At 73.0% G+C, this 21,031-nt stretch carries 20 protein-coding genes and 1 riboswitch; of the genes, 5 read left to right on the top strand and 15 right to left on the bottom strand.

Annotation, left to right across the window (positions count from 1 at the left end; translation table 11 throughout):
• Window positions 1-39: 39 nt before the first annotated feature.
• Window positions 40-1,038 carry a FecCD family ABC transporter permease gene (locus tag ABD335_RS08255; RefSeq protein WP_344321460.1) on the bottom strand — a complete coding sequence of 333 codons (999 nt, stop codon included), beginning with the start codon at window positions 1,036-1,038 and terminating at the stop codon, window positions 40-42.
• Between the two features lie 83 nt (window positions 1,039-1,121).
• Between ABD335_RS08255 and ABD335_RS08250 the strand changes: the two genes are divergently transcribed.
• Entirely contained in the window at window positions 1,122-2,072 is a 951-nt protein-coding gene (locus ABD335_RS08250) for an ABC transporter substrate-binding protein (RefSeq protein ID WP_344321459.1), read from the top strand.
• Window positions 2,073-2,137: 65 nt separating this feature from the next.
• Here ABD335_RS08250 and ABD335_RS08245 read toward each other — a convergent pair whose 3' ends face one another.
• The 5 genes from ABD335_RS08245 to ABD335_RS08225 form a co-directional block, all read right to left on the bottom strand.
• Window positions 2,138-2,767, bottom strand: a complete 630-nt coding sequence (locus ABD335_RS08245; RefSeq protein ID WP_344321458.1) for an MBL fold metallo-hydrolase — start codon at window positions 2,765-2,767, stop codon at window positions 2,138-2,140.
• Window positions 2,767-3,852, bottom strand: coding sequence for an S-(hydroxymethyl)mycothiol dehydrogenase (locus tag ABD335_RS08240; RefSeq protein WP_344321457.1), 1,086 nt, complete (start codon window positions 3,850-3,852; stop codon window positions 2,767-2,769). The genes ABD335_RS08245 and ABD335_RS08240 overlap by 1 nt, the downstream gene beginning before the upstream one ends.
• A gap of 187 nt (window positions 3,853-4,039) precedes the next feature.
• Window positions 4,040-5,500, bottom strand: a complete 1,461-nt coding sequence (locus ABD335_RS08235; RefSeq protein ID WP_344321456.1) for a tetratricopeptide repeat protein — start codon at window positions 5,498-5,500, stop codon at window positions 4,040-4,042.
• 301 nt (window positions 5,501-5,801) lie between these two features.
• Window positions 5,802-6,632 (bottom strand): sulfite exporter TauE/SafE family protein, encoded by an 831-nt coding sequence (locus ABD335_RS08230; protein WP_344321455.1) that lies wholly within the window; start codon window positions 6,630-6,632, stop codon window positions 5,802-5,804.
• An 89-nt stretch (window positions 6,633-6,721) separates the two neighbouring features.
• On the bottom strand, window positions 6,722-7,423 hold the full coding sequence (locus tag ABD335_RS08225; RefSeq protein ID WP_344321454.1) for a FadR/GntR family transcriptional regulator: 702 nt from the start codon (window positions 7,421-7,423) through the stop codon (window positions 6,722-6,724).
• A gap of 129 nt (window positions 7,424-7,552) precedes the next feature.
• On the opposite strand from ABD335_RS08225, the gene ABD335_RS08220 reads away from it, so the two are divergent.
• From ABD335_RS08220 to ABD335_RS08210, 3 genes are all read left to right on the top strand, one after another.
• Window positions 7,553-8,077 carry a gluconokinase gene (locus ABD335_RS08220; RefSeq protein WP_344321453.1) on the top strand — a complete coding sequence of 175 codons (525 nt, stop codon included), beginning with the start codon at window positions 7,553-7,555 and terminating at the stop codon, window positions 8,075-8,077.
• 94 nt (window positions 8,078-8,171) lie between these two features.
• Window positions 8,172-9,569, top strand: a complete 1,398-nt coding sequence (locus ABD335_RS08215) for a GntT/GntP/DsdX family permease (RefSeq protein ID WP_344321452.1) — start codon at window positions 8,172-8,174, stop codon at window positions 9,567-9,569.
• Window positions 9,570-9,721: 152 nt separating this feature from the next.
• Window positions 9,722-10,471, top strand: a complete 750-nt coding sequence (locus ABD335_RS08210; protein ID WP_344321451.1) for an MBL fold metallo-hydrolase — start codon at window positions 9,722-9,724, stop codon at window positions 10,469-10,471.
• A gap of 116 nt (window positions 10,472-10,587) precedes the next feature.
• On the opposite strand, the gene ABD335_RS08205 is transcribed toward ABD335_RS08210, so the two are convergent.
• The 7 genes from ABD335_RS08205 to ABD335_RS08175 all read right to left on the bottom strand — a co-directional run bounded on the left by ABD335_RS08205 (window position 10,588) and on the right by ABD335_RS08175 (window position 17,443).
• On the bottom strand, window positions 10,588-11,847 hold the full coding sequence (locus tag ABD335_RS08205; RefSeq protein ID WP_344321450.1) for a vanadium-dependent haloperoxidase: 1,260 nt from the start codon (window positions 11,845-11,847) through the stop codon (window positions 10,588-10,590).
• 17 nt (window positions 11,848-11,864) lie between these two features.
• Window positions 11,865-13,193, bottom strand: coding sequence for an LLM class flavin-dependent oxidoreductase (locus tag ABD335_RS08200; protein WP_344321449.1), 1,329 nt, complete (start codon window positions 13,191-13,193; stop codon window positions 11,865-11,867).
• Window positions 13,190-14,017 (bottom strand): ABC transporter ATP-binding protein, encoded by an 828-nt coding sequence (locus ABD335_RS08195; protein WP_344321448.1) that lies wholly within the window; start codon window positions 14,015-14,017, stop codon window positions 13,190-13,192. The genes ABD335_RS08200 and ABD335_RS08195 overlap by 4 nt, the downstream gene beginning before the upstream one ends.
• Window positions 13,993-14,877, bottom strand: a complete 885-nt coding sequence (locus ABD335_RS08190) for an ABC transporter permease (protein WP_344321447.1) — start codon at window positions 14,875-14,877, stop codon at window positions 13,993-13,995. Before ABD335_RS08190 ends, ABD335_RS08195 begins: the two co-directional genes overlap by 25 nt.
• Entirely contained in the window at window positions 14,874-15,929 is a 1,056-nt protein-coding gene (locus tag ABD335_RS08185; RefSeq protein WP_344321446.1) for an ABC transporter substrate-binding protein, read from the bottom strand. The genes ABD335_RS08190 and ABD335_RS08185 overlap by 4 nt, the downstream gene beginning before the upstream one ends.
• Before the next feature lie 374 nt (window positions 15,930-16,303).
• Window positions 16,304-17,209 (bottom strand): glutathione S-transferase C-terminal domain-containing protein, encoded by a 906-nt coding sequence (locus tag ABD335_RS08180; RefSeq protein ID WP_344321445.1) that lies wholly within the window; start codon window positions 17,207-17,209, stop codon window positions 16,304-16,306.
• 111 nt (window positions 17,210-17,320) lie between these two features.
• Window positions 17,321-17,443 (bottom strand): putative leader peptide, encoded by a 123-nt coding sequence (locus ABD335_RS08175; RefSeq protein ID WP_344321444.1) that lies wholly within the window; start codon window positions 17,441-17,443, stop codon window positions 17,321-17,323.
• Between the two features lie 201 nt (window positions 17,444-17,644).
• Window positions 17,645-17,764, top strand: a riboswitch (SAM riboswitch).
• 263 nt (window positions 17,765-18,027) lie between these two features.
• Here ABD335_RS08175 and ABD335_RS08170 point away from each other — a divergent pair.
• Entirely contained in the window at window positions 18,028-19,404 is a 1,377-nt protein-coding gene (locus tag ABD335_RS08170) for an aminotransferase class V-fold PLP-dependent enzyme (RefSeq protein WP_344321443.1), read from the top strand.
• Between the two features lie 36 nt (window positions 19,405-19,440).
• Here ABD335_RS08170 and ABD335_RS08165 read toward each other — a convergent pair whose 3' ends face one another.
• Window positions 19,441-20,040: a DUF2165 domain-containing protein gene (locus ABD335_RS08165; RefSeq protein WP_344321442.1), complete on the bottom strand. Its 600-nt coding sequence runs from the start codon at window positions 20,038-20,040 to the stop codon at window positions 19,441-19,443.
• Between the two features lie 166 nt (window positions 20,041-20,206).
• Window positions 20,207-20,899 carry a serine hydrolase domain-containing protein gene (locus ABD335_RS08160; RefSeq protein WP_344321441.1) on the bottom strand — a complete coding sequence of 231 codons (693 nt, stop codon included), beginning with the start codon at window positions 20,897-20,899 and terminating at the stop codon, window positions 20,207-20,209.
• Window positions 20,900-21,031: the final 132 nt, after the last annotated feature.

The following is a 21,031-nucleotide window of genomic DNA, read 5'->3' as shown; positions in this document are numbered from 1 at the left end:
CCCCGACGGGCGTCGCTGCGGGGGTCTTCGACGGCGTCTTCACAGCGCGGGCAACCTCGACGAGCGGACGACGGCGACCAGGACCGGTGCGCCGAACAGCGCGGTCATCACGCCCAACGGCATCTCGTACGGGCGGACGACCAGCCGCGAGACGACATCGGCGAGCAGGACCACGGCCGGACCCAGCAGCACCGACACGGCCAGCAGCCGCCTCAGGTCCGGACCGACCAGCGCCCGGGCCACGAAGGGCACCACCAGACCGACGAAGGCGACGGGGCCCGCGACGGCGGTGGCTCCGCCGACCAGCAGGGCGACGGAGGTGACGGCCGCCGCGCGCACCCGGCGCGGGCGGTGGCCGAGCCCGGTGGCCACGTCGTCCCCGAGGGTGAGCGCGGACAGGGCGGGGCTCACGGCGACGGCCACGGCCAGGCCGAGCAGCAGGACGGGGAGCACGGCGAGGAGGTCGCCGGTGTCGCGTCCGGCGACCGAGCCCACGGTCCAGAACCGTATGTCGTCCGCGGCCCGTTGGTTGACCAGGAGGAGCACGGAGGAGGCCGCGCCCATCAGTCCGCTGAACGCCGCGCCGGCCAGGACCAGTCGGACCGGATCGTCGCCCGCTCCGCGCAACCGGGCGGCGCCCAGGGCGAGCAGGCAGCCGACCGCGGCGCCGAGCACGGCGACGTACGGGCCCACGGTCGCGGCGCTCGCGCCGAGCACGATCGCGAGGACGACGGCGAAGGACGCTCCGGCGCTCACTCCGAGCAGCCCGGGCTCGGCCAGCGGGTTGCGGGAGGTGGCCTGGAGGACGGCTCCGGCGGCCCCGAGGGCGACCCCGACCGCGATGGCCACGGCGGTGCGCGGCAGCCGCAACTCCAGCACGGTGAAGCGGGCGTCCGCGTCACCACCGCCGAGGAGCACGGCGGCGGCCCGGCCGGGCCCGACGTCACCGGCCCCGACGAGCAGTCCGGCCACCGCGACGACCAGCAGCACGCCGGCCGACGGCAGCAGGCCGCGCAGCAGAATCTTACGGAGCGTCACACCACACCTTCTTGATGGCCGATACAAAGGTTAGGTTAGCCTACGCTCATCAAACGGCATCATCCCCGTACAGGAGGCGCACCATGCCCCGCTCCCCCCTGCCCAGAATCAGCCGGATCCTCCCGGCCGTCACGGCTTCCGCGCTGGTCATGGGCCTGAGCGCATGCGGAGGCTCCGACTCCGCCAATGCCGACGAGAGCGAGGCGCAGCAGTCCACCCGCTCGGTGGAGACCGCCTACGGCACGGTGAAGGTCCCGTCCGACCCGAAGCGCGTCATCACTCTCGGTGACACCTCTCTGGACACCGCCCTGTACCTCGGCGTCGAACCGGTCGGCACGAGCAGCGCCCGCGGCGCGGAGACCGCCCCCGGCTACCTGGGCGAGAAGGCGGAGTCGATCCCGCTGGTCGCCACGGTGCAGGAGCCCAACATCGAGGCGATCCTCAAGGCCGAGCCCGACCTGATCCTCGCCTCGCCGAGGATGGAGAAGTCCCAGTACGAGGCCCTCAAGGCCGTGGCTCCCACCGTCGTCCCGAAGAACGAGAGCTGGAGCCGGCCGGCGGAGACCTACGCCGAGGCCCTGGGCGAGAAGGAGACGTTCGACAAGAAGTTCGACGCCCTGCTGGAGCGCGCGGCCGACGCCGCCGGCGGGAACGACCCGGGCACGGCCGTGGTGGTCCGCTGGATGCCCGCCGGTCCCATGGTGATGAACGCCGGCAACATGCCCAGCAGCCTGCTGAAGGAGGCGGGGGCCACGCTCATGCCGATAGCCGAGGAGCTGAAGGCGCCTCACTCCGACGCGCTCTCCCTGGAGAACCTCGACAAGATCGACGCCGACCACGTCTTCGTCGCCACCCTCAACGCCGAGGGCGAGAAGGCCCTGGAGTCGGCGGAGAAGCAGGAGTCGTTCACCCGGCTGAAGGCCGTGAGGAACGACGAGGTCAGCGGCGTCGACGGCCAGGTGTGGAGCAGCAGCGCGGGCCTGTACGCGATGGAGAAGGTCGTCGAGGACATCGAGGCCGCGTACGCCGAGTGAGCCCGGTGGTCGTGCCCGGCACCCGGGGCGCCGGGCACGACCGGACCGGACGGCCGTCGTCGGTCTCAGTGGCCGCGGTCGATCCACTCCTGCAGATGCGGGGCCTCGGCGCCGATGGTGGTGGACTCCCCGTGTCCGGTGCGCACCACCGTCTCCGGCGGCAGGGTCAACAGCCTGTCCCGGATGGAGTCGATGATGGTCGGGAAGTCGGAGAACGACCGCCCGGTCGCGCCGGGGCCGCCGGCGAAGAGGGTGTCGCCGGTGAACACCGTGCCCAGCGCCGGGGCGTGCAGGCACACCGCGCCGGGGGCGTGACCGGGGGTGTGCACCACGGTCAGCTCGGTGCCGGCCACGGTGATCGTCTGCCCGTCGGACAGTTCCCCGTCCGGCGCCCGGTCGGGGTGGGTCAGCTCCCACAGCGGCCGGTCGTCCGGGTGGAGCAGGATCGGCGCGCCGGTGGCGTCGGCCAGGGCGGGGGCGGCGTCGATGTGGTCGTTGTGGGCGTGGGTGCACACGATCGCGACCACCCGCCGTCCGGCGAGGGCCCGTTCGATGGCGGCGGCGTCGTGGGCGGCGTCGACGACGATCGCCTCGGTGTCGTCGCCGACGATCCAGACGTTGTTGTCCACCTCCCAGGTGCCGCCGTCCAGGGTGAAGGTGCCCGAGGTGGTCAGGTGGTCGATCCGGGCGGCCATCAGAACGTCACCACCGAGCGCAGCACGTCGCCGGCGTTCATCCGCGCGAACGCCTCCTCCACGCCGTCCAGGGCGATGGTCTCGGTGACGAAGGCCTCCAGGTCCAGCCGGCCCTGCAGATACAGGTCGACGAGCATCGGGAAGTCGCGGGACGGCAGGCAGTCGCCGTACCAGCTCGACTTCAGGGCGCCGCCGCGGCCGAAGACGTCCAGCAGCGGCAGCTCCAGCTTCATCTCCGGGGTGGGCACCCCCACCAGGACCACGGTGCCGGCCAGGTCGCGGGCGTAGAACGCCTGCCGGTAGGTCTCCGGCACCCCCACCGCGTCGACGACCACGTCCGCGCCGTGTCCGCCGGTCAGCTCCCGCACCGCCTCCACCGGGTCGTTCTCGCGGGAGTTGACGGTGTGGGTGGCGCCCAGCCTCCGGGCGATCTCCAGCTTGCGGTCGTCGATGTCGACGGCGATGATCCGCGCGGCGCCGGCCAGGCGCGCGCCCATCACCGCCGCCCCGCCCACGCCGCCGCAGCCGATCACCGCCACGCTGTCGCCGCGCTGCACGTTCCCGGTGTTCAGCGCGGCGCCGAGGCCGGCCATCACCCCGCAGCCCAGCAGCCCGGCCACCGCCGCCGACGCGGACGGGTCGACCCTGGTGCACTGCCCGGCCGCCACCAGGGTCTTGTCCGCGAACGCGCCGATGCCCAGGGCGGCGGTCAGCTCGGTGCCGTCCTCCAGCGTCATCTTCCGGCGGGCGTTGTGGGTGTTGAAGCAGTACCACGGCCGGCCGCGCCGGCAGGCGCGGCACTGGCCGCACACCGCGCGCCAGTTGAGGATCACGAAGTCGCCGGGCGCCACCTCGTCCACGCCCTCGCCGACCGCCTCCACCACGCCCGCGGCCTCGTGGCCGAGCAGGAACGGGAAGTCGTCGGAGATGCCGCCCTGCCGGTAGTGGTAGTCGGTGTGGCACACCCCGCAGGCCTGGATCTTCACCACCGCCTCTCCCGGCCCGGGATCCGGCACCACGATCGTCTCCACGGTGACCGGTTGGTTCTTGCCCCGGGCGACGACCGCCCGCACCTTCTGCGACATTCCTGTGCGCCCTCTCTCGTTCACTCGCTCGATCGGCCGGTCACCGGACCGCCGCCTCCCGGCGGTCCGACCGTTCCGTCCCACCAAGACCTACCGGTGACCCGGGGAACATCCAAGCACGCGTGGTGTCGTCGGACGGTTCTCGCTCCCGGGCGGGTCCGTCGGCCGGCGGTCGCGCACGGAAGCGTCAGAGTCCGAAGTCGAAGCCCTCCGTGATGTAGGCGCACTCCGTGTAGAGGTAGCCGTGGTCGAGCTCGACCGTGTCGGTGGCGGGGGACGCGCCGGAGCCGCCCATGGGCTTGTGGAGGAAGTACGTGGTACCGGCGGGCAGGTGGAGGGTCCGCTGCGGGTAGCTCTTGCCGCTGTCCTTGCACGCCCGGGAACTCGCCGACAGGGCGTCGGAGTACCGTGAGCAGTCGCCGCACGCCTTGAGCGTGAAGCTGCCGGTGACGGGGCCCGTGTAGAGGATCCTGACCTCCTCGGGGCTGTCGTTCATGACCGTGACGGGAATGCTCCCGCCGGAGGCCGTCGTCGGCAGCCGCTTGCCCGCCTCGGGGATCTCCTGGGCGATCTCCGCCGCTATGACGATCTTCTGGGCGCGTGCCCGGTTCCCGTCCTTCTTCTCCGTGTCGAGGAAGTCGTTCAGCGTCTCGATCGCCTCGCCGAAGCGGCCGTCCTCGTACCGGTCCACGCCGCAGGGGTAGACGCCCGACCGCGCCCTCTTCTCGGCCCGGTCCGCGCTCTTGTCCAGGGCGTCGGCCAGTCCCGCCTTCTCCCCCGGCAGGCCCGCGATGTCGGTGCCCAGGGCGCGCAGCCGCTCGACGGCCGAGCAGGGGTCGTCGCCCTTCAGCCCCTCGGCGGCCTCGTCGATCGCGGCGTCGACGGTCGGTTCGACCTTCCGGGCCTGCGGGGAGTCGGGGAAGGTGGTCAGGAGTTCGCCGAACCTCTCCCAGGCGCCGTCGTTCCCGCCGTCGAGTTCCTCCGCGCCGCACTCGTAGAGCGAGGTGGCGAGCCGGTCGTCGGGCCAGTCGGCCGGCACGCCGAGGTTCTTCCCGCCCATGGTGCGGGGGACCGTGCGCAGGTGCTCCAGCGGAGCGATCGCGGCGCAGTACTCCTTCCGCTCGTACGGAGCGCCGACCGTCTCGTAGTAGACGCCCAGCCGGTCGGGGACGCGTTCGGCCGCCCTGGAGTCCGGGTGGTCGGCGCGGAGGTCGCGGTAGACGGCCAGCGCCTCGCGGTAGTCGGGCTCGGCCGTGGCGAACGGCTCGTTCCCGGCGGTCCGGACGAGGCGGTCGGCCCGGTCGAGGCGGTCCAGGAGCATCCGTTCCACGGCCTCGTCCTGCGCCCCCGCGTACACGACGACGCCTCCGGCCGGTACGGCGAGGAGCACCAGGCCGAGCAGGACGGCGACGGGCGAGCGCGGCGGCCAGGACAGCGGCGTGCGCAGACCGCGGACCGCGCCGTGGACGGCCGCCACCCCCAGGACGACGAGGTGGGCGACGAGGAGGCCGCCGGGGACGCCGTCCGGGTCGGCGGGCAGGGCGACCAGCAGCAGGACGCCGGTCACGGTCCAGCACCCGGCCATCGCGGCCCAGCGGCGTATCAGCGCGTAACCGAGCCCGAGACCACCGAGGTTGAGCAGCGCCACCGCGACGGCCCGCAGCGGATCCGCCGGTGCGGGAGGCGGGGAAGGCGGTGGCGGCGGCTGCGAGGGTGGCGGTGGCACCACGAATCCGGTGTTTCCGCCCTGCTGTCCCCAGGACATCGCGACTCCCCCCGTCGTCGGAGCGTGTGACCACGCAGTACCGGAGTGTAACGGCGGGTGCCCGTGGACCGACAGCCGCACGGGACGATCCGGGGACTTCTCGGGCGCTCCGCACCCTCCGCCGCGCACGGCCACCGCGGGCCCGGACCCCGTGGACGCGGGCCGCGGTTCGCCCGAGGCCGCCTCAGCGCAGCAGCAGTTGCAGCCCGCCGAGGGTCGTCGCCGCGATCACCAGGCGGTCGAAGAGCCGCTGGTCGATCCGGGCGACGACCGCCCGGCCGACGAACGCCCCGGCCACCACCAGGGCGGCCAGCATCGCGTCCAGCCGCAGCGATTCGGCGTTGATCAGGTCGAGGCCGACCATGAACGGCACCTTGAAGGCGTTGACGACCAGGAAGAACCAGGCGGAGGTGCCGAGGAAACCCAGCTTCCGGAAACCGGCGGAGAGCAGGTAGAGCGACATGACCGGTCCGCCCGCGTTGGCGACCATGGTCGTGAAGCCGCCCAGCACCCCGTAGGAGCGCACCGCGTGCCGTCCGATCCGCCTCCCCGGTCCCGAGGTCCGGGAGGACGACCGGTCCCGCTCGTCCCGCCGCCCTTCGCCATCGGCGGCATCGGTGTCGTCGGTGTCGTCGGTGGCATCGGCGGCGTCGGCGGCGCGGCGCCGCCACAGGGTCACGGCGACCATGAGGAGCAGGATCGCTCCGATCGACCGTCGGATCAGCGCGTCGTCGGCCCACGCCACGAACACGGTGCCGGCGAGGACCCCGACGGCCACCGCGGGGAACATCCGCAGCAGCGTCGGCCAGTGCGCGTGCCGCCGGTAGGCGATCACGGCGATCACGTCCCCCACCAGCAGCAGGGGCAGCAGGACGCCGGTGGACTCCCGTGCCGGAAGCACCGCCGCGAAGACCGCGAGGCTGACCGTGTTGGCCCCGTTGACCGCCGTCTTGGAGAAGCCGACGAGCGCCGCGGCGGCCGCCAGCGCCATGAAGCCCTGGATGTCGATGTCCATGTCGGGGGTCGATGCTATGCCCGGGGCGGCGGTCGGCACGTCGGGGCCCGCACGGCACGGCGCACGTCGGGGCCCGCTCCTCCGCCGCGTCAGGGCGCCAGGATGTCCAACTCCCGGAGGGCGCCCACCGTGATCTCGCGGGTCAGTTCCTCGGCCCGGGCGGCGTCGCCCTCCCGTACCGCTTCCGCGACCTGCACGTGGAGGGTGACGGCCGCCGGGTCGGGGTCCTCGAACATGATCCGGTGGTGGGTGCGACCGGCCAGCACCTCGGCGACGAGGTCGCCCAGGTGCGCGAACATCTCGTTCCCCGAGGCGTTCAGGACGACCCGGTGGAAGGCGATGTCGTGCACCAGGTATCCCTCCAACTGCCCGCCGCGCGAGGTGGCGACCATGCCGAGGGCGCACTCGGTGAGTTCCGCGCACTGTGCGGGAGTGGCGTTGCGCGCGGCCAGTCCCGCGGCGACGGGCTCGACCGCCGAGCGCAGCACGGTCAGGGAGCGCAGTTGGCGGGGACGGTCGGCGCCGGCCAGACGCCACCGGATGACCTGCGGGTCGTAGACGTTCCACTCCGTGGTGGGACGTACGGTCACGCCCACCCGGCGGCGGGACTCCACCAGGCACATGGATTCCAGGACGCGGACCGCCTCGCGCATCACCGAGCGCGACACCCCGAGGCTCTCGGCCAGCTCGTCGGTGCGCAGCACGCTGCCCGGCGGATGCTCACCGGCCGTGATGGCGAGCCCGAGGACGTCCAGTACGCGCGCGTGTTGCCCTCGGGACTCTGTGCTCATGGGCATCAGCCTACGCAGGGACCCCTCGAACAAAAAGTCAGACTACTTCCTCACAGAGTCTTGATTTCATCTGACCTTTGGGTTTCAGTGACGTGGCATCCAGATGTCGACGAAGACAGCGAGGCACCGATGAGCACCCCCTGTGTCGTCGTCGTCATGGGCGTGGCGGGTACCGGCAAGACCACGATCGGCCCCCTGCTCGCGGCCCGGCTCGGTGTTCCGTACGCCGAGGGCGACGACTTCCACCCCGCGGCCAACATCGCGAAGATGACGGCCGGGGTGCCCCTGACCGACGAGGACCGCATGCCCTGGCTGGACGACATCGGTGCCTGGGCACACGGCCGGGAGGGGCTCGGCGGGGTCGTCAGCTGCTCGGCCCTGAAGCGGATCTACCGCGACCGGCTGCGGGCCGCCGCCCCGGGCGTGGTGTTCGTCCACCTCGCCGGCGACCGACGGCTCGTCGAGGAGCGCATGTCGCGCCGTGAGGGCCACTTCATGCCCACGGCCCTGCTGGACTCGCAGTTCGCCACGCTCCAGCCGCTGGAGCCGGACGAGCCCGGGGTCACCGTCGATGTCTCCGGCAGCCCGGAGGAGATCACCGAACGGGCCGCCGGCGCCCTGCGCGCCTACGAGCGGCGGCGGCCGGTCCCGTAGCGGCGCCCCTCTTCCCGGGCAGGCGCCCGTCCGCTCCCCCGGCGTCCGCGCCCGCCCGTCTCCCTCACTCCCCATCCATCACAAGGAACAGACCGTGACCAGACTCAGCGTCGAGATGCTGGCAGCGGACGCCGTCGAGCCGATCACCTCAGCGGGCCACACCCAGCTCGGGATCGCCGTCCTCGCGGGCATCGCCGTCATCGTCCTGCTCATCACCAAGTTCAAGCTCCACGCGTTTCTGGCGCTGACCATCGGCTCCCTGGCGCTCGGCGCCCTCGCCGGCGCCCCGCTGGACAAGGCGATCGCCGGCTTCAGCAGCGGCCTCGGCTCCACGGTGGCCGGTGTGGGCGTGCTGATCGCCCTCGGCGCGATCCTCGGCAAGCTGCTGGCCGACTCCGGCGGCGCGGACCAGATCGTCGACACGATCCTCGCCAAGGCGGGCGGACGGGCCATGCCGTGGGCGATGGTGCTCATCGCCTCGGTGATCGGACTGCCGCTCTTCTTCGAGGTCGGCATCGTCCTGCTGATCCCGGTCGTGCTCATGGTGGCCAAGCGGGGCAACTACTCGCTGATGCGCATCGGCATCCCGGCCCTCGCGGGCCTGTCCGTGATGCACGGTCTCATCCCCCCGCACCCCGGTCCCCTGGTGGCGATCGACGCGCTCAAGGCCGATCTCGGTGTGACGCTGGCCCTCGGCATCCTCGTCGCCATCCCGACCGTGATCATCGCGGGTCCGATCTTCTCCCGGTACGCGGCCCGGTGGGTGGACGTGGCCGTCCCCGAGCGGATGATCCCCGAGCGTCCCTCCGAGGAGCTGGAGAGGCGTCCCGGCTTCGGCGTCACGGTCGCCACGGTGCTCCTGCCCGTCGTGCTGATGCTCGCCAAGGCCCTGGTGGACATCGTCGTGGACGACCCCGAGAACGCCGTGCAGCGGACCTTCGACGTCATCGGCTCGCCCATGGTCGCGCTGCTCGCCGCGGTGATCGTCGGGTTCTTCACCCTCGGCCGCGCCGCCGGGTTCGGCAGGGAGCGGCTCGCCTCGACCGTCGAGAAGTCCCTCGGGCCCATCGCCGGCGTGCTGCTCATCGTCGGCGCGGGCGGCGGGTTCAAGCAGACCCTCATCGACATCGGTGTGGGCCAGATGATCCTGGACTTCTCCGAGAACTGGGCGATCCCGGCGCTGCTGCTGGCCTGGCTGATCGCGGTGGCCATCCGCCTCGCCACCGGCTCGGCGACCGTCGCGACCATCTCCGCGGCCGGTCTGGTGGCGCCCCTGGCGGCCGACATGTCGACCACGCACGCGGCCCTGCTGGTCCTCGCGATCGGCGCCGGTTCGCTCTTCTTCAGCCATGTCAACGACGCCGGTTTCTGGCTCGTCAAGGAGTACTTCGGGCTGAACATCGGCCAGACCGTCAAGACCTGGTCGATCATGGAGACCGTCATCTCGGTGGTGGCCGGCGCCCTGGTCCTGCTGTTGTCCCTGGTGATCTAGCGTTCGGAACCTCCGTGCCACGGTGGCGGGAGTCCCTTCGGGGACTCCCGCCACCGCCGTTCGCGGGCCGTTAGCCTTGCCCCCACGTACGCGGTGGCGGGCTCCGGGGTCGGCGGTCGCCGGGCCCGGTGACGAGGGGACGAGGGGGAGCGATGCGAGCACCCGAGGTGGTCCGGGTCGGGGCAGGCATCCACATGGTGACGGGCAGCAACACCAACTGGGTGATCGTCAAGGAGGGGGACGCGGTGACCCTGGTGGACACCGGCTACCCCGAGGACCGGGAGTCGCTGCTCGCCTCGCTGGCCGCGGTCGGGGCCGATCCCGGCGCCGTGGCGGCCGTGCTGATCACCCACGCCCACAGCGACCACATCGGCTCGGCCGAGTTCCTGCGCGCGGAGTACGGGACGCCGGTGCTGGCGCACCGGGAGGAAGTCCCCCACGTCCGCCGGGACGTCCTCCAGCAGGTCTCCGTCGGGCGGATCCTGGCCAACGGGTGGCGTCCCGGCGTCCTGCCCTGGGCCGTGCACGCGCTGCGCTCCGGCGGGAAGAGGGAGACGCCGGTCGCCGAACCCCGCGAGTTCCCGTCCGCGGGCCCGCTCGACCTCCCCGGACGTCCGGTGCCGGTCCACACCCCCGGCCACACCGACGGGCACAGCGCCTACCACCTGCCCGACGCCGGAATCCTGATCACCGGGGACGCCCTCGTCAGCGGACACCCCACTTCCCCCCTCCGGGGGCCCCACCTGCTGCCCCGCATGTTCCACCACGACCGCGCCCGCGCGCTGGCGTCCCTCGCCGCCCTGGAGGAACTCGACGCCGACGTCCTGCTCCCCGGCCACGGACCGGTGCACCGCGGGTCGCCCCGTGCCGCGGTGCGGCACGCGCGCGAACTGGCCGGCTGATCCGTCTCCCCCCTCCGCCTTCACCTCCGCCGCGGACGGCCCGGCGGAGGCTCGGCGAACGGCGGACCTGCGGCCCCCGCCACGGAGCGGAGCGGCGGGTCGGGCCGTCCGGACGATCAAAGGGGACGGAACAGCTTCCCGGCGGTGCGGAGCGTGTGGTCGGCGACACGCTTGCCGAGCGTGATCCCGGCCTCGTCGGCGTACCTGGTGTGGATGCCCGAGTGGACGCGCGCGTCGACGTTCTCGTCCGACAACTGCCGCCAGGCGGTGTAGGTCCTGGTCACTCCGGGAGCGGTCGGGCTGGTCAACTCGAACGGGGCGGTCGTCGGACCGGTGAGCGCGGTCAGCACGCCCTCGGCGGCGCCCGCGTAGGTGGCGTGCCCGCTCGGGTAGTCCGGGTGCGCCGGGGTGTTGTGCAGCGGTGTCCACTCCGGGTCGGGGTCGATGTCGCCGGTGCGGATCGCGGTGACCGGCCGCCACCGCAGGTGCGCGTACTTGCTGTCGGAGGTGGCGATCTGGGTGTCCACCAGCGCGACGTGGAACAGGGCCACCAGTTCGGCCTGCTCCGCCACCGAGCCCTTCGACCGGGTCAGGGCGACCCTCAGCGGTTCGGTGTAGAGGGTGAGGGAGGACCCGAACCAGAAGTTCGCCGTCTCCGTCTGCCGCTCGGTGCGCCGCTCGCTGTCGACGGCGCCGTACTCGCGCACCTCCGCCAGGTCCTTCCGGTAGCGCTCGGAGTCCAGGGCGGGCGGGGCGGGGAGGCGGTACTGGTCCGCGCCGTCCAGCAGGAACGGCCGCGCGAGACGGTTGCCGTACTGGGTGGCGGGCGCGTACGCGGGCGGGGTCGGCTGCCAGACGCCGGGGGCGGGCGCCGGCACGGTGAAGGGGGCGTTGACCGACGCCGGGTCCAGCCCGTCGCCCTCCCGGGACCGGAGCACCAGGCGGGCCTGGTGCTCGCCGGCGGCCACGCCCCGGTCCTCGGCCGGGCCGTCGGGGATGCGGTCGAGGGTCTGGCGGAGCGCGGCGTCCAACTGCTCGGCGCGGGCGGGTGTCAGGGTGGTCAGGGAGTGGTGCACCGCGGAGGCGAGGGCGGCCTCCTGGTACTCCCGGCGGTCGCTCCGGTCGTAGTGGGCGGGGACGGTGCGGGTGGCGCGCGCCGCCGCGAGCCACCCGATCGCCCAGGTGCGGCTGTTGGTGACCTGGGTCGGCGCCCCGGCGGCGGCGATGGTCTCGGCCGTGGTGCCGTACCAGTCGACGGCCACGGAGGGGCGGTCTCGGGGTTCGGTCGCCGTGGCGGTCGGGACGGCGGCGGTCAGAGCCAGTACGGCCGCGGAGGCGAGGGCGGTCAGGGCGGTACGGCGTCTGGACATGTCCATGGATATTCCTTCTGTCCTCAGTCGCGGTGAGCGTACTGGCTGTCGGGGCGGGGCAGGCCGTAGTGGTCGCGCAGTGTCGTGCCGGTGTACTCGGTGCGGAACAGGCCGCGGTCGCGCAGGATCGGCACCACGTGGTCGGCGAAGAGGTCGAAGCCCCCGGTCAGCCAGGGCGGCATGACGTTGAAGCCGTCGGCCGCGCCGCTGACGAACCACTCCTGGAGCTGGTCGGCGATCTGTTCCGGGGTGCCCACGACGACACGGTGGCCGCGGGCGCCGGCGAGGCGGTGGAGCAGTTGCCGCACGGTCGGCCGCTCGCGGTCGATGATGTCCAGGACCACCTGGAACCGGCTGCCGTTCCCGCGCTCGCCCCCGGTGTCGACGAGTTCGCGCGGCACCGGTCCGTCGAGCGCCTCCTCGTCCAGTTCGAGGCCGAGGACGCGGTGGAGCTGCTGGAGCGAGTACGCGGGCTGGATCAGCTCGTTGAACTCCTCGTGGAGGGCCCGCGCCTCGGCCTCCGTCGACCCGATGAAGGGGCTGATCCCCGGCAGGATCAGCACCTGCCCGGGGTCCCGGCCGGCGGCCGCCACCCGCGCCTTGAGGTCCGCGTAGAACGCCTGGCCGCTCGCCAGGGTCTGGTGCGCGGTGAAGACGGCCTCGGCGTACCGGGCGGCGAACGCCCGTCCGTCCTCCGAGGAGCCGGCCTGGACGTAGACGGGCCGGCCCTGGGGGGTGCGGGGGGTGTTGAGCGGTCCGCGCACCTTCAGGCGCGGCCCCTCGTGGTCGATGGTGTGGATGCGGTCGGTGTCGGCGAACACGCCCGTCTTCTGGTCGGCGACGAGCGCCTCGTCCTCCCAGCTGTCCCACAGCCTGGTCACGACGTCCAGGAACTCCCCGGCGCGTTCGTAGCGTTCGGCGTGTGCGGGGTGGGCGTCGAGGCCGAAGTTCGCCGCGGCCTGCGGCGCGCCGGTGGTCACGATGTTCCAGCCGGCGCGGCCCCGACTCAGGTGGTCGAGCGAGGCGAACAGCCGGGCCAGGTTGTAGGGCTCGAAGTAGGTGGTGGAGGCGGTGGCGATCAGGCCGATCCGCTCCGTGGCGGCGGCGATCGCGGAGAGCCAGGTGAACGGTTCGAGGCGGAACCTGCCGGCGTAGCGGACGTTGTCGGGGAGCGCCGGCCCGTCGGCGAAGAAGACGCCGTCGAAGGCCGCCGCCTCGGCCCGGCGGGCCAGGTCCTGGTAGTAGCCGATGTCCAGGATCCGTTCGACGTCCGAGCCGTGGTAGCGCCAGGCGGCCTCGTGGTGCCCGCCGGGATAGACGAACAGGTTCAGGTGCAGCTGTCGGCCGGTCATGCTCTCGTCTCCTCCGCTTCCGCCCGCTCCCGGCGAGCCGGCGCCTCCACTCCCAGGTGTCCGAGCAGACGGTCGCGCAGGGCCGCGTACTCGGGGCTGCCGGGCGTGCGGGGCCCGGCGAGGTCGACGGTGATGTCCGCCGCGATGCGTCCCTGGTCCAGCACCACCACCCGGTCGGCGAGCACGATCGCCTCGTCCACGTCGTGCGTCACCAGCAGCACCGCGGGCCGGTGCCGTTCGCACAGCCGCCGCAGCAGTCCGTGCATCCGGAGCCGGGTCAGCGCGTCGAGCGCGCCGAACGGCTCGTCGGCCAGCAGCAGTTCGGGATCGCGGACGAGCGAGCGGGCCAGCGAGACCCGCTGCTGCTCGCCGCCGGACAACTCGATCGGCCAGGCGCGTTCGCGGCCCTCCAGGCCGACCTCGCGCAGCGCCGCCCGGCCGCGTTCCTCGGCCTCCGCTCCCGCGAGGCCCAGGACCACGTTGTCCAGGACCCGCTTCCACGGCAGCAGCCTCGCGTCCTGGAACACCACCGAGACGTGGTCGGGCGCGCTGAGTCCGCCCGTGCCCTCCACCTCGTGGTCGAGGCCGGCCAACGCCCGCAGCAGGGTGCTCTTGCCCGAGCCGCTGCGGCCGATCAGGGCGACGAACTCGTCCGCGTGGATGCTCAGGTCGAGGCCGTCGAGCACCCGCCGCCCCTCGAAGGAGCGGACCAGGCCGGTGATCCGGACGGTCTCGCGCCTCTCCCCGGGACGTCCGTCCGCGTTTCCCGTCGTGTTCCCCGTCGTGTTTTCCGTCGCGATCAGTCCGCGAGCGTGCGTCGCCATGTCAGCGTCCTCCTCTGCACCCACCGCACCAGTCCGTCGGAGAGGAGCCCGAGGAGGCCGTACACGACCAGGCCGACGATGATGACGTCGGTCTGTCCGTAGGTCCGGGCGAGCTCCATCATGTAGCCGATGCCGCTCGTGGCGTTCACCTGTTCGACGACGACCAGGGACAGCCAGGCCGAGGTCACCGCGAAGCGCATGCCGAGCAGGAACCCGGGCAGGGCTCCCGGCAGGACCACGTCCCGCAGGAACCGCGGCCGGCCGAGCCGCACCGTCTCCGCCAGTTCGACGTACCGGCTGTCGATGCCGCGCAGCCCGTTGTGGGTGTGCACGTAGACCGGGACGAAGACGCCGAGGGCGATCGTGGTGATCTTCATGGACTCGTCGATGCCGAGCCAGAGGACCAGCAGCGGGAGCAGCGCGAGGGAGGGAATGGCCCGCTTGATCTGCACGGGACCGTCGATCACCCCTTCCCCGAGCCGGCTGAGTCCGGAGACGAGGGCCAGGGCGAGACCGGCCACCGTGCCGAAGAGGAGTCCGAGGAGGGCCCGTTCGGTGGAGGCCCACAGGTGGGACTGCAGCCTGCCGTCGGCGACGAGGTCGCTGGCGGTGGTCACCACCGTCCAGGGCTCGGACAGGTTGCGCGGGTCGACGAGCCCGGTGGCCGAGCCGATCGACCAGATCGCGAGCAGCAGCCCGGGGCCGAGGGCCCAGCCGTACCGCAGGGGACGGCCCGGGCCCAGTCTCCGCCGGGTTCGGCGCCGGTCCGCCGGGGCGGTGTCCGCCGGTTCGACGGCTTCCCGCTCGGCCGCCGTCGCCACGTCCGGCACGAGGGTCTTCTCCGTGACGTCGGTGGTCATGAGTCCTTCCTCCCGTCCGCCACGGCGTCCGCCGCGACCGTCTCGTACCGGCGGTCGTAGAGGCTCTCCGCGTCGAACGGCTCGTTGCCGGTCTTCTCCGCCAGCAGGTCGATGGTTTCCTGGTGGCGCTCGATGGCCGGCCCCCAGTCCGCCGGGATGTCGGGGCTGCCGCTCGCCTTCACCAGGTACTCGCCGTCCTCGCGGGACAGGCCCTGGTCCTTGACGTAGTAGCCCTCGATCCACTCCTTCGGGTGCTCGTCGACCCAGATCTGCGCGCGCGCCCAGAACTCGACGAACTCCCTGATGGCGGCGGCCTTCTCCGGGTCCTTCACGGATTCGGTCGGCACCCACAGGTGGCTGGGGTCGTCGCGCAGTCCGTGTGCGATCGTCTTCGCCCCGTCCTTGCCGTACTTCGTGACGTAGCGCTTGATGTTGACGCCGCCCAGGGGCGCGGCGTCCACCTGCCGGCTGCCGAGCGCCGTCGGGTACACGTCCCCGGTGCTGGGCAGTTCGACGAGTTCGACGTCCTGCTCCGTCAGCCCGGCCTTGGCCAGGATCCGCTGCACGAGGGCGCCCTGCGCCTGGCCCGGGCTGTAGGCGATCTTCTTGCCGCGCAGGTCCTCCAGCGTGTCGACGTCCGCGCCGGGCGCGATTCCGAGTTCGTAGATGGGATGGCGCCGGGGGTCCTTTCGGAATTCCGCGGCCACCAATTTGGTGTCGAGCCCCGTCCAGCGTGCGTGGATGGACGGGATCTCCGCTGCCGAGCAGACGTCGAGTTCACCGGCCCGGAACGCCTCGGAGCACTGCGGTCCGCCGCTCATCCGGACCCACTTGACCTTGAAGGGAAGTTTGTCGATCTGCCCCGACAACCGCAGTGCCACTTCGGTTTCGGGGGAGCCGACGGCGATGGTGGTGTCGGCGGACGCTTTCTCCGGAATCCTGCTGTCGGACAGGTCGGTGTCGGTGCCGGCGGATCGGGCGGTCTCCGTGCAACCGGTCAGGAGGTGAACCGCCAGGACCGTCACGAGGGCAGCGGGTATTGCTTTGCGCATGGGCGTTCCCGGAAATCGTCAAAGCTCGGTGACAAGCTCTGTGAAGGGTGCGGTGAAAGGCTCTGTGAGAAGAAGCCGGATCGTCGGGACGCACGGCGTCCACCGACGGCGGGAAAAGCGGACTCGCTCGGGGAGGAAAACGCGGTGGAGATCAGCGACACATCGCGGCGTCAACGCGCTTGAGATCGACAGCGCGGCGCCGCGTGAATCGGAAGGAGAACCGCAGGGGAGTCTGCATGGGAAGGGAAGTTATCCGCGGCTCGATCGGGCGGTCAAGCGGTGCACCGCCCGATCGAGGACATCGCAATGGCGTTTTCGTGTGCGCGCCACACTCGCGTTACAAACGCCGTGGGCGCGCTCCACGGGCGGGTCCGTCAGGCTCCGCTCGCCGGGATCACCGCGTCGCGGCGCACCCGGTCCGGCCGGGCCGCGGCCCGGTCCGGTACGTGGGCCGTCCAGTCCACGATCCGCACCGCCGCGCCGGCCGCCTCCAGTCCCCGGCAGTGCGCGTGGTGCCTGCGGGCGATGCCGTCCAGGTCGAGGTGGGGGCCGAAGGCGGGGTGGGCCGCCAACCGCCGTGCGTAGGCCCACAGACGCGGGTGACCGGCGACGCGGTGCACCGCGGACGCGTCCAGGTGCCAGCGGTGCACGGTGTCGAGTTGCACCAGCGTCACCCACAACCGCACGTCGGCGGCGGTGGGTTCGTCTCCCAGGACGTAGGCGTGACGGGTGATCCGCCGCTCCAGCGTGCCCAGGGCGCGGAGCAGGACGTCGAGGGCGGCGGCGCGTGCCGTGTCGTCGGTGTCGGGTTGCCCGGCCCGCTGCGCGGCCTCGTCGATGCCCTGTTCACAGAGGCGTTCGACGTCCTCGATCTCCGCCTCGGCGTCCCGGGGGTACGGTCCGGGGCCGTCGCCCCCGAACCACCGCGCCAGGTCTCGCAGGATGTCGGGGGTGTGCGTGCTGACGATCCGTCCCGTCCAGTCGTCGCCGAGGACCGGCGCCAGGGTCGGCCCGGAGTACCGGTGGGCGCTGGCCTCGTACAGCGGGCGCAGCCGGGAGTGTCCGCCGCCGGGTCCGTCGGGCACGGCGGGCAGAAGCGTCACCGGGACGGTGTCGCCGAGGGCGAGCAGGCTGTGGGTGATGGCGATCCGCAGACAGTGCGGGCAGGACGGCGAGAGGTGGAGGCGGTAGCGGTGCGGCACGGCGTAGTGGCCGCTGCGGGCGTCACGGCCGATCCTGCCCCGGAAGGGCGGCACGGCTGTCGGGCGTGTGGCGGGCATGTGTCTCCCTGGGTCCGGGGTCCGGTGCGCGGACGTGGCGGAGGTCGTCGTCGGAGGCGGGCGCGCGGCGGTGCCGGCACGTGTCCGGTGTGCGGACGGAGGGCCGTCGCCTCAGTGGAGAGGTCTCGCCGCGCCGGCGACGCGCAGCAGATCGATGTGGCGGCGCGAGGTCAGAAGAGGCGACGGCCGATCCGCGCGGGCCACGCGGTCGATGCCCGGTTTCGAACGCCCCATTGATTTCCTACCCGTTCACTAGGATTCCCGCTTCGGAGTGTCGAGTGGCTCCCGTCCCCCGTCAAGGGCGCCTTCACGGATTCCGTCCGCCGTCTCACATGGCGGACGGACCTCTCTCGCCGTCTCCGTCCGGCGCTCGGTGCGCCGGTAGCCCGGAACGCGGTTGGGCGCTCGGCCGGCCGTGTGCCATACTCCCTGCCAGGTCACGAGTGACAGCCCTTCAAGCCCCGGCTGGCTGTCCGGCAACCCTCCGTCCGTGGCGGGGTGCCCCGGGTGAAGACCGGGCCGTACGGCACGAACGCCGTGTGGCAAGCGCGGACCCCTCGCGGCAGTCCAGGGGTCCTGGTACCGAGGGGACACACCATGACGAAGCGAATGCGCTAGAGGCCCGGAGCCTCCTCTCCCAGCACCCGCCGGACCGGTCCGTGTCCGGCGTCCACGGGTACGAACCGCACTCCCGACCTGCGCGCGGGCCGCCGCCGCCCGCAGCCGCCGTGGAGGTGCGACACCCGTCCTCGCCCACGTCCCCGTCCGTGCGCGCCCGTCTCGCGCCGCGCACGCCCACACGACTCGGGAGCACCGCCATGACCAGGACCGCTCTTGCCGTCCGCACCTCCGCCACCGCCGCCTCCCCGAACGCCCCGGTCCCGAACGCCCCCGCCGCCGTCCGTCCCCCGCTGCCGGTGCTGGGCCTGGACGTGGAAGTACCGCTGGCGACGGGCGGGACGGTGCCCTACGCCGCCCTGGACTACGCCGCCAGCGCCCCGGCACTGCGGCGGGTGTGGGACGACGTCGCCGCCTACCTCCCCTCCTACGCGAGCGTGCACCGCGGCGCCGGTCACCTCTCGCGGCTCTCCACCGACCTGTACGAGGAGAGCCGGCGGACCGTCGCCGATTTCCTCGACCTGCCCGAGGACCGCCAGGTGGTGTTCACGCGGGGCACCACCGACTCCCTGAACCTGCTGGCCGCCGCGCTCCCCGCGGGCACCCGGGTGTTCTCCTTCGTCACCGAGCACCACGCCTCGCTGCTGCCCTGGCGCCGCGACGGGCTGCGCCCGGTGTACCTGCCCGCTCCCCGTTCGCCGCGCCAGGCGGTGGCCGCGCTTCGGGAGGCGCTGGCGAGCGCGCCGTCCGGCCCCGGCCTGCTGTGCGTCACGGGCGCCTCCAACGTCACCGGAGAGATCTGGCCGGTCGCCGAACTGACCGAGGTGGCCCACCGGCACGGCGTCCGCGTGGTGCTGGACGCCGCCCAACTCGCGCCGCACCGCCGGGTGTCGGTGCGGGAGCTGGGCGTGGACTGGGTGGCCCTCTCCGGGCACAAGCTCTACGCCCCGTTCGGCGCCGGGGTGTTGGCGGGACGCACCGACTGGCTGGACGCCGCCGAGCCGTACCTGGCGGGCGGAGGCGCGAGCCGTGCGGTGGAGTGCCGGGGCGACGGCACGGTGGCGGTGGAGTGGCACCACGGTCCGGCCCGGCACGAGGCGGGCTCGCCCAACGTCGTCGGCGTCCACGCGCTGGCCTCCGCCTGCCGGGCCCTGACCGACGCGGGCCCGGACGCGCTGGCCGCACGCGAGGAGGTGCTGCTCGACCGGCTGCGGGCCGGTCTCGCGGAGGTGCCCGGGGTGCGGGTGCTCGGCCTGTTCGGCGAGGACCACCCCCGGGTCGGCGTGCTCTCCTTCACCGTCGAGGGCCGGCGGAGTTCCGACTTCTCCGCCGCGCTCTCCGCCGAGTACGGCATCGGCGTCCGCGACGGCCTGTTCTGCGCCCACCCGCTGGTGCGGGCCCTGCTGGGCGGCGCCGGGGAGGCGTCGGCGCGGTGCGGCGCGTCCGGTCTCTCCCCGATCGACGGGCGGAGCCTGGACGCGGTGCGGGTCAGCTTCGGCGCGGGCACGCCCGAGGAGCACATCGAGCGCTTCCTGACCGCCGTGCGGGACCTGACCGGCACCGGCGTCCACCGCTGACGGCACCGCGCCCGGCCCGGCGCGGCGTCCCGGTCCTCAGGCGGCCCGCTCCTCGTCCACCGCCTTCACGGCCGGCGTCCCGTCGGTCCGACGGTCGTCCCCGCGCCGGGCCGGGAGGTTGACCACCACGAGCGCGAAGGCCGCGAGCATCACGTTCCGCGCCGCCGCGTCCAGGCCGTTCCAGTCGGAGGACTGCCACATGGCGAACCACTCCCCACCGATGGCGAAGAAGCCCAGCCCGAACAGCAGCAGGACCATCACCAGGCCGAGGGTGGCGGCCCGGCGGGCCCGACCGTGATCGCCGCCGCGCAGGCCCGCCGCCCAGAGCCAGGTCGCGGCGAGGAGGACGAGGGCGGTGAGGGTCTCCCAGACGATGATGGCGACGTAGGCGGCGTCCTGGAGGGCGGTCGACTCGATCGCCCGCCACATCAGGTCCGGGTCCCGGAAGGTGGTGTCCATCGCCAGGACGTGCCGGACGAACTGCCGGTTGGTGTCGAAGTCCGTGATGTTGCCGAAGGCCACCAGGGCCATGTAGACCGCGACGATCCCCGTCAGCACGGCCGCCGCGACGGGCGGTGTGCCCAGCGAGAGCGGCCCGCCCGTCCGGGCTCTCGCGCGTTCTCCCCCGTCTGCCATGTGTCCTCCCCCGATCGGGTCCTCGGTCGTCGTCCCCAATCCTGGCAGGACCGCCGGGCGGCGCGCTCGGGTTTTGCCCCGGCCGAGCGCGCCGCCCGGGATGTTCGGACGCGGGGGTGGTGGACCGGGCGCCGACGCGCGTCTCCCACGGGACCGCCGGTCGTCGTCACCGGGCTTCGGCGTCGCGCGCGTCGCACAAGGCGTGGTCGATCAGGTCGGCGGGGCGGCTGTGCAGGGAGACGGTGACGGCGGCCCGCCCGTCCGGGGTCACGGCGGGTTGCACGATGCAGCCGAATCCGCTGCCGCCGTGCTCCCAGTACCCGCCGCCGCGGGAGAGCGGCGTCCAGTAGAGGCCGAGCCCGCCGCGCCTGCCGGGCGGACTGCCGGGTTCCCGGGGGATCTCGATCGTCCGCTGCGTCTCGGCGAGTTGGGCGGGGGCCGGCAACTCCCCTCGTACCAGGGCCGTGAAGAACCGGTTGACGTCCGCCGTGGTGCTGATCATCGACCCGTCGGCGTCCCTGTCGAAGGGGAGGTAGGCGACCGTGGTGTCGACCATCGGCCCGCCCGGTTCGAACTGCTGGTGATTGCGGGCGTGGGGGCGCGGCAGGAACGGCCGGTCGCCGGGTGCGAGGGTGCGGGCGAGCCGCAGCGGGCGCAGGATCCTGGCCCGGACCTCCTCCGCCCAGGAGCGGCCCGTCATCGACCTGATCACCATGCCCGCGAGGACGTAGTCGGTATTGGAGTACTGCCAACGGGCGCCGGGCTCGAAGGAGGGCGGGTGATCCGGTGTCCTGTGGTCGGCATGGACCGACCGTGGGGAGGCGCCGTCCCGGGTGCCGTCCGGCCGACCGGACGGCACCCGGTCGGGTCCTCCCCACCGTCCCGCTCCGGGCAGCCGGCCCCGGGGGTGGCGGCTGCCCGGTCACCGGTGTGAGAGGGGGGTCAGGCGGTGGCGAGGCCGGCCTTGAGGGCGGCGGCGATCCGCACCACC

The sequence above is a fragment of the Streptomyces macrosporus genome, assembly GCF_039533145.1.
GTDB classification, from domain to species: Bacteria; Actinomycetota; Actinomycetes; order Streptomycetales; family Streptomycetaceae; genus Streptomyces; species Streptomyces macrosporus.
Note: the sequence above shows the minus strand (reverse complement) of the source record. Positions and strands in the feature narration are given on the sequence as shown.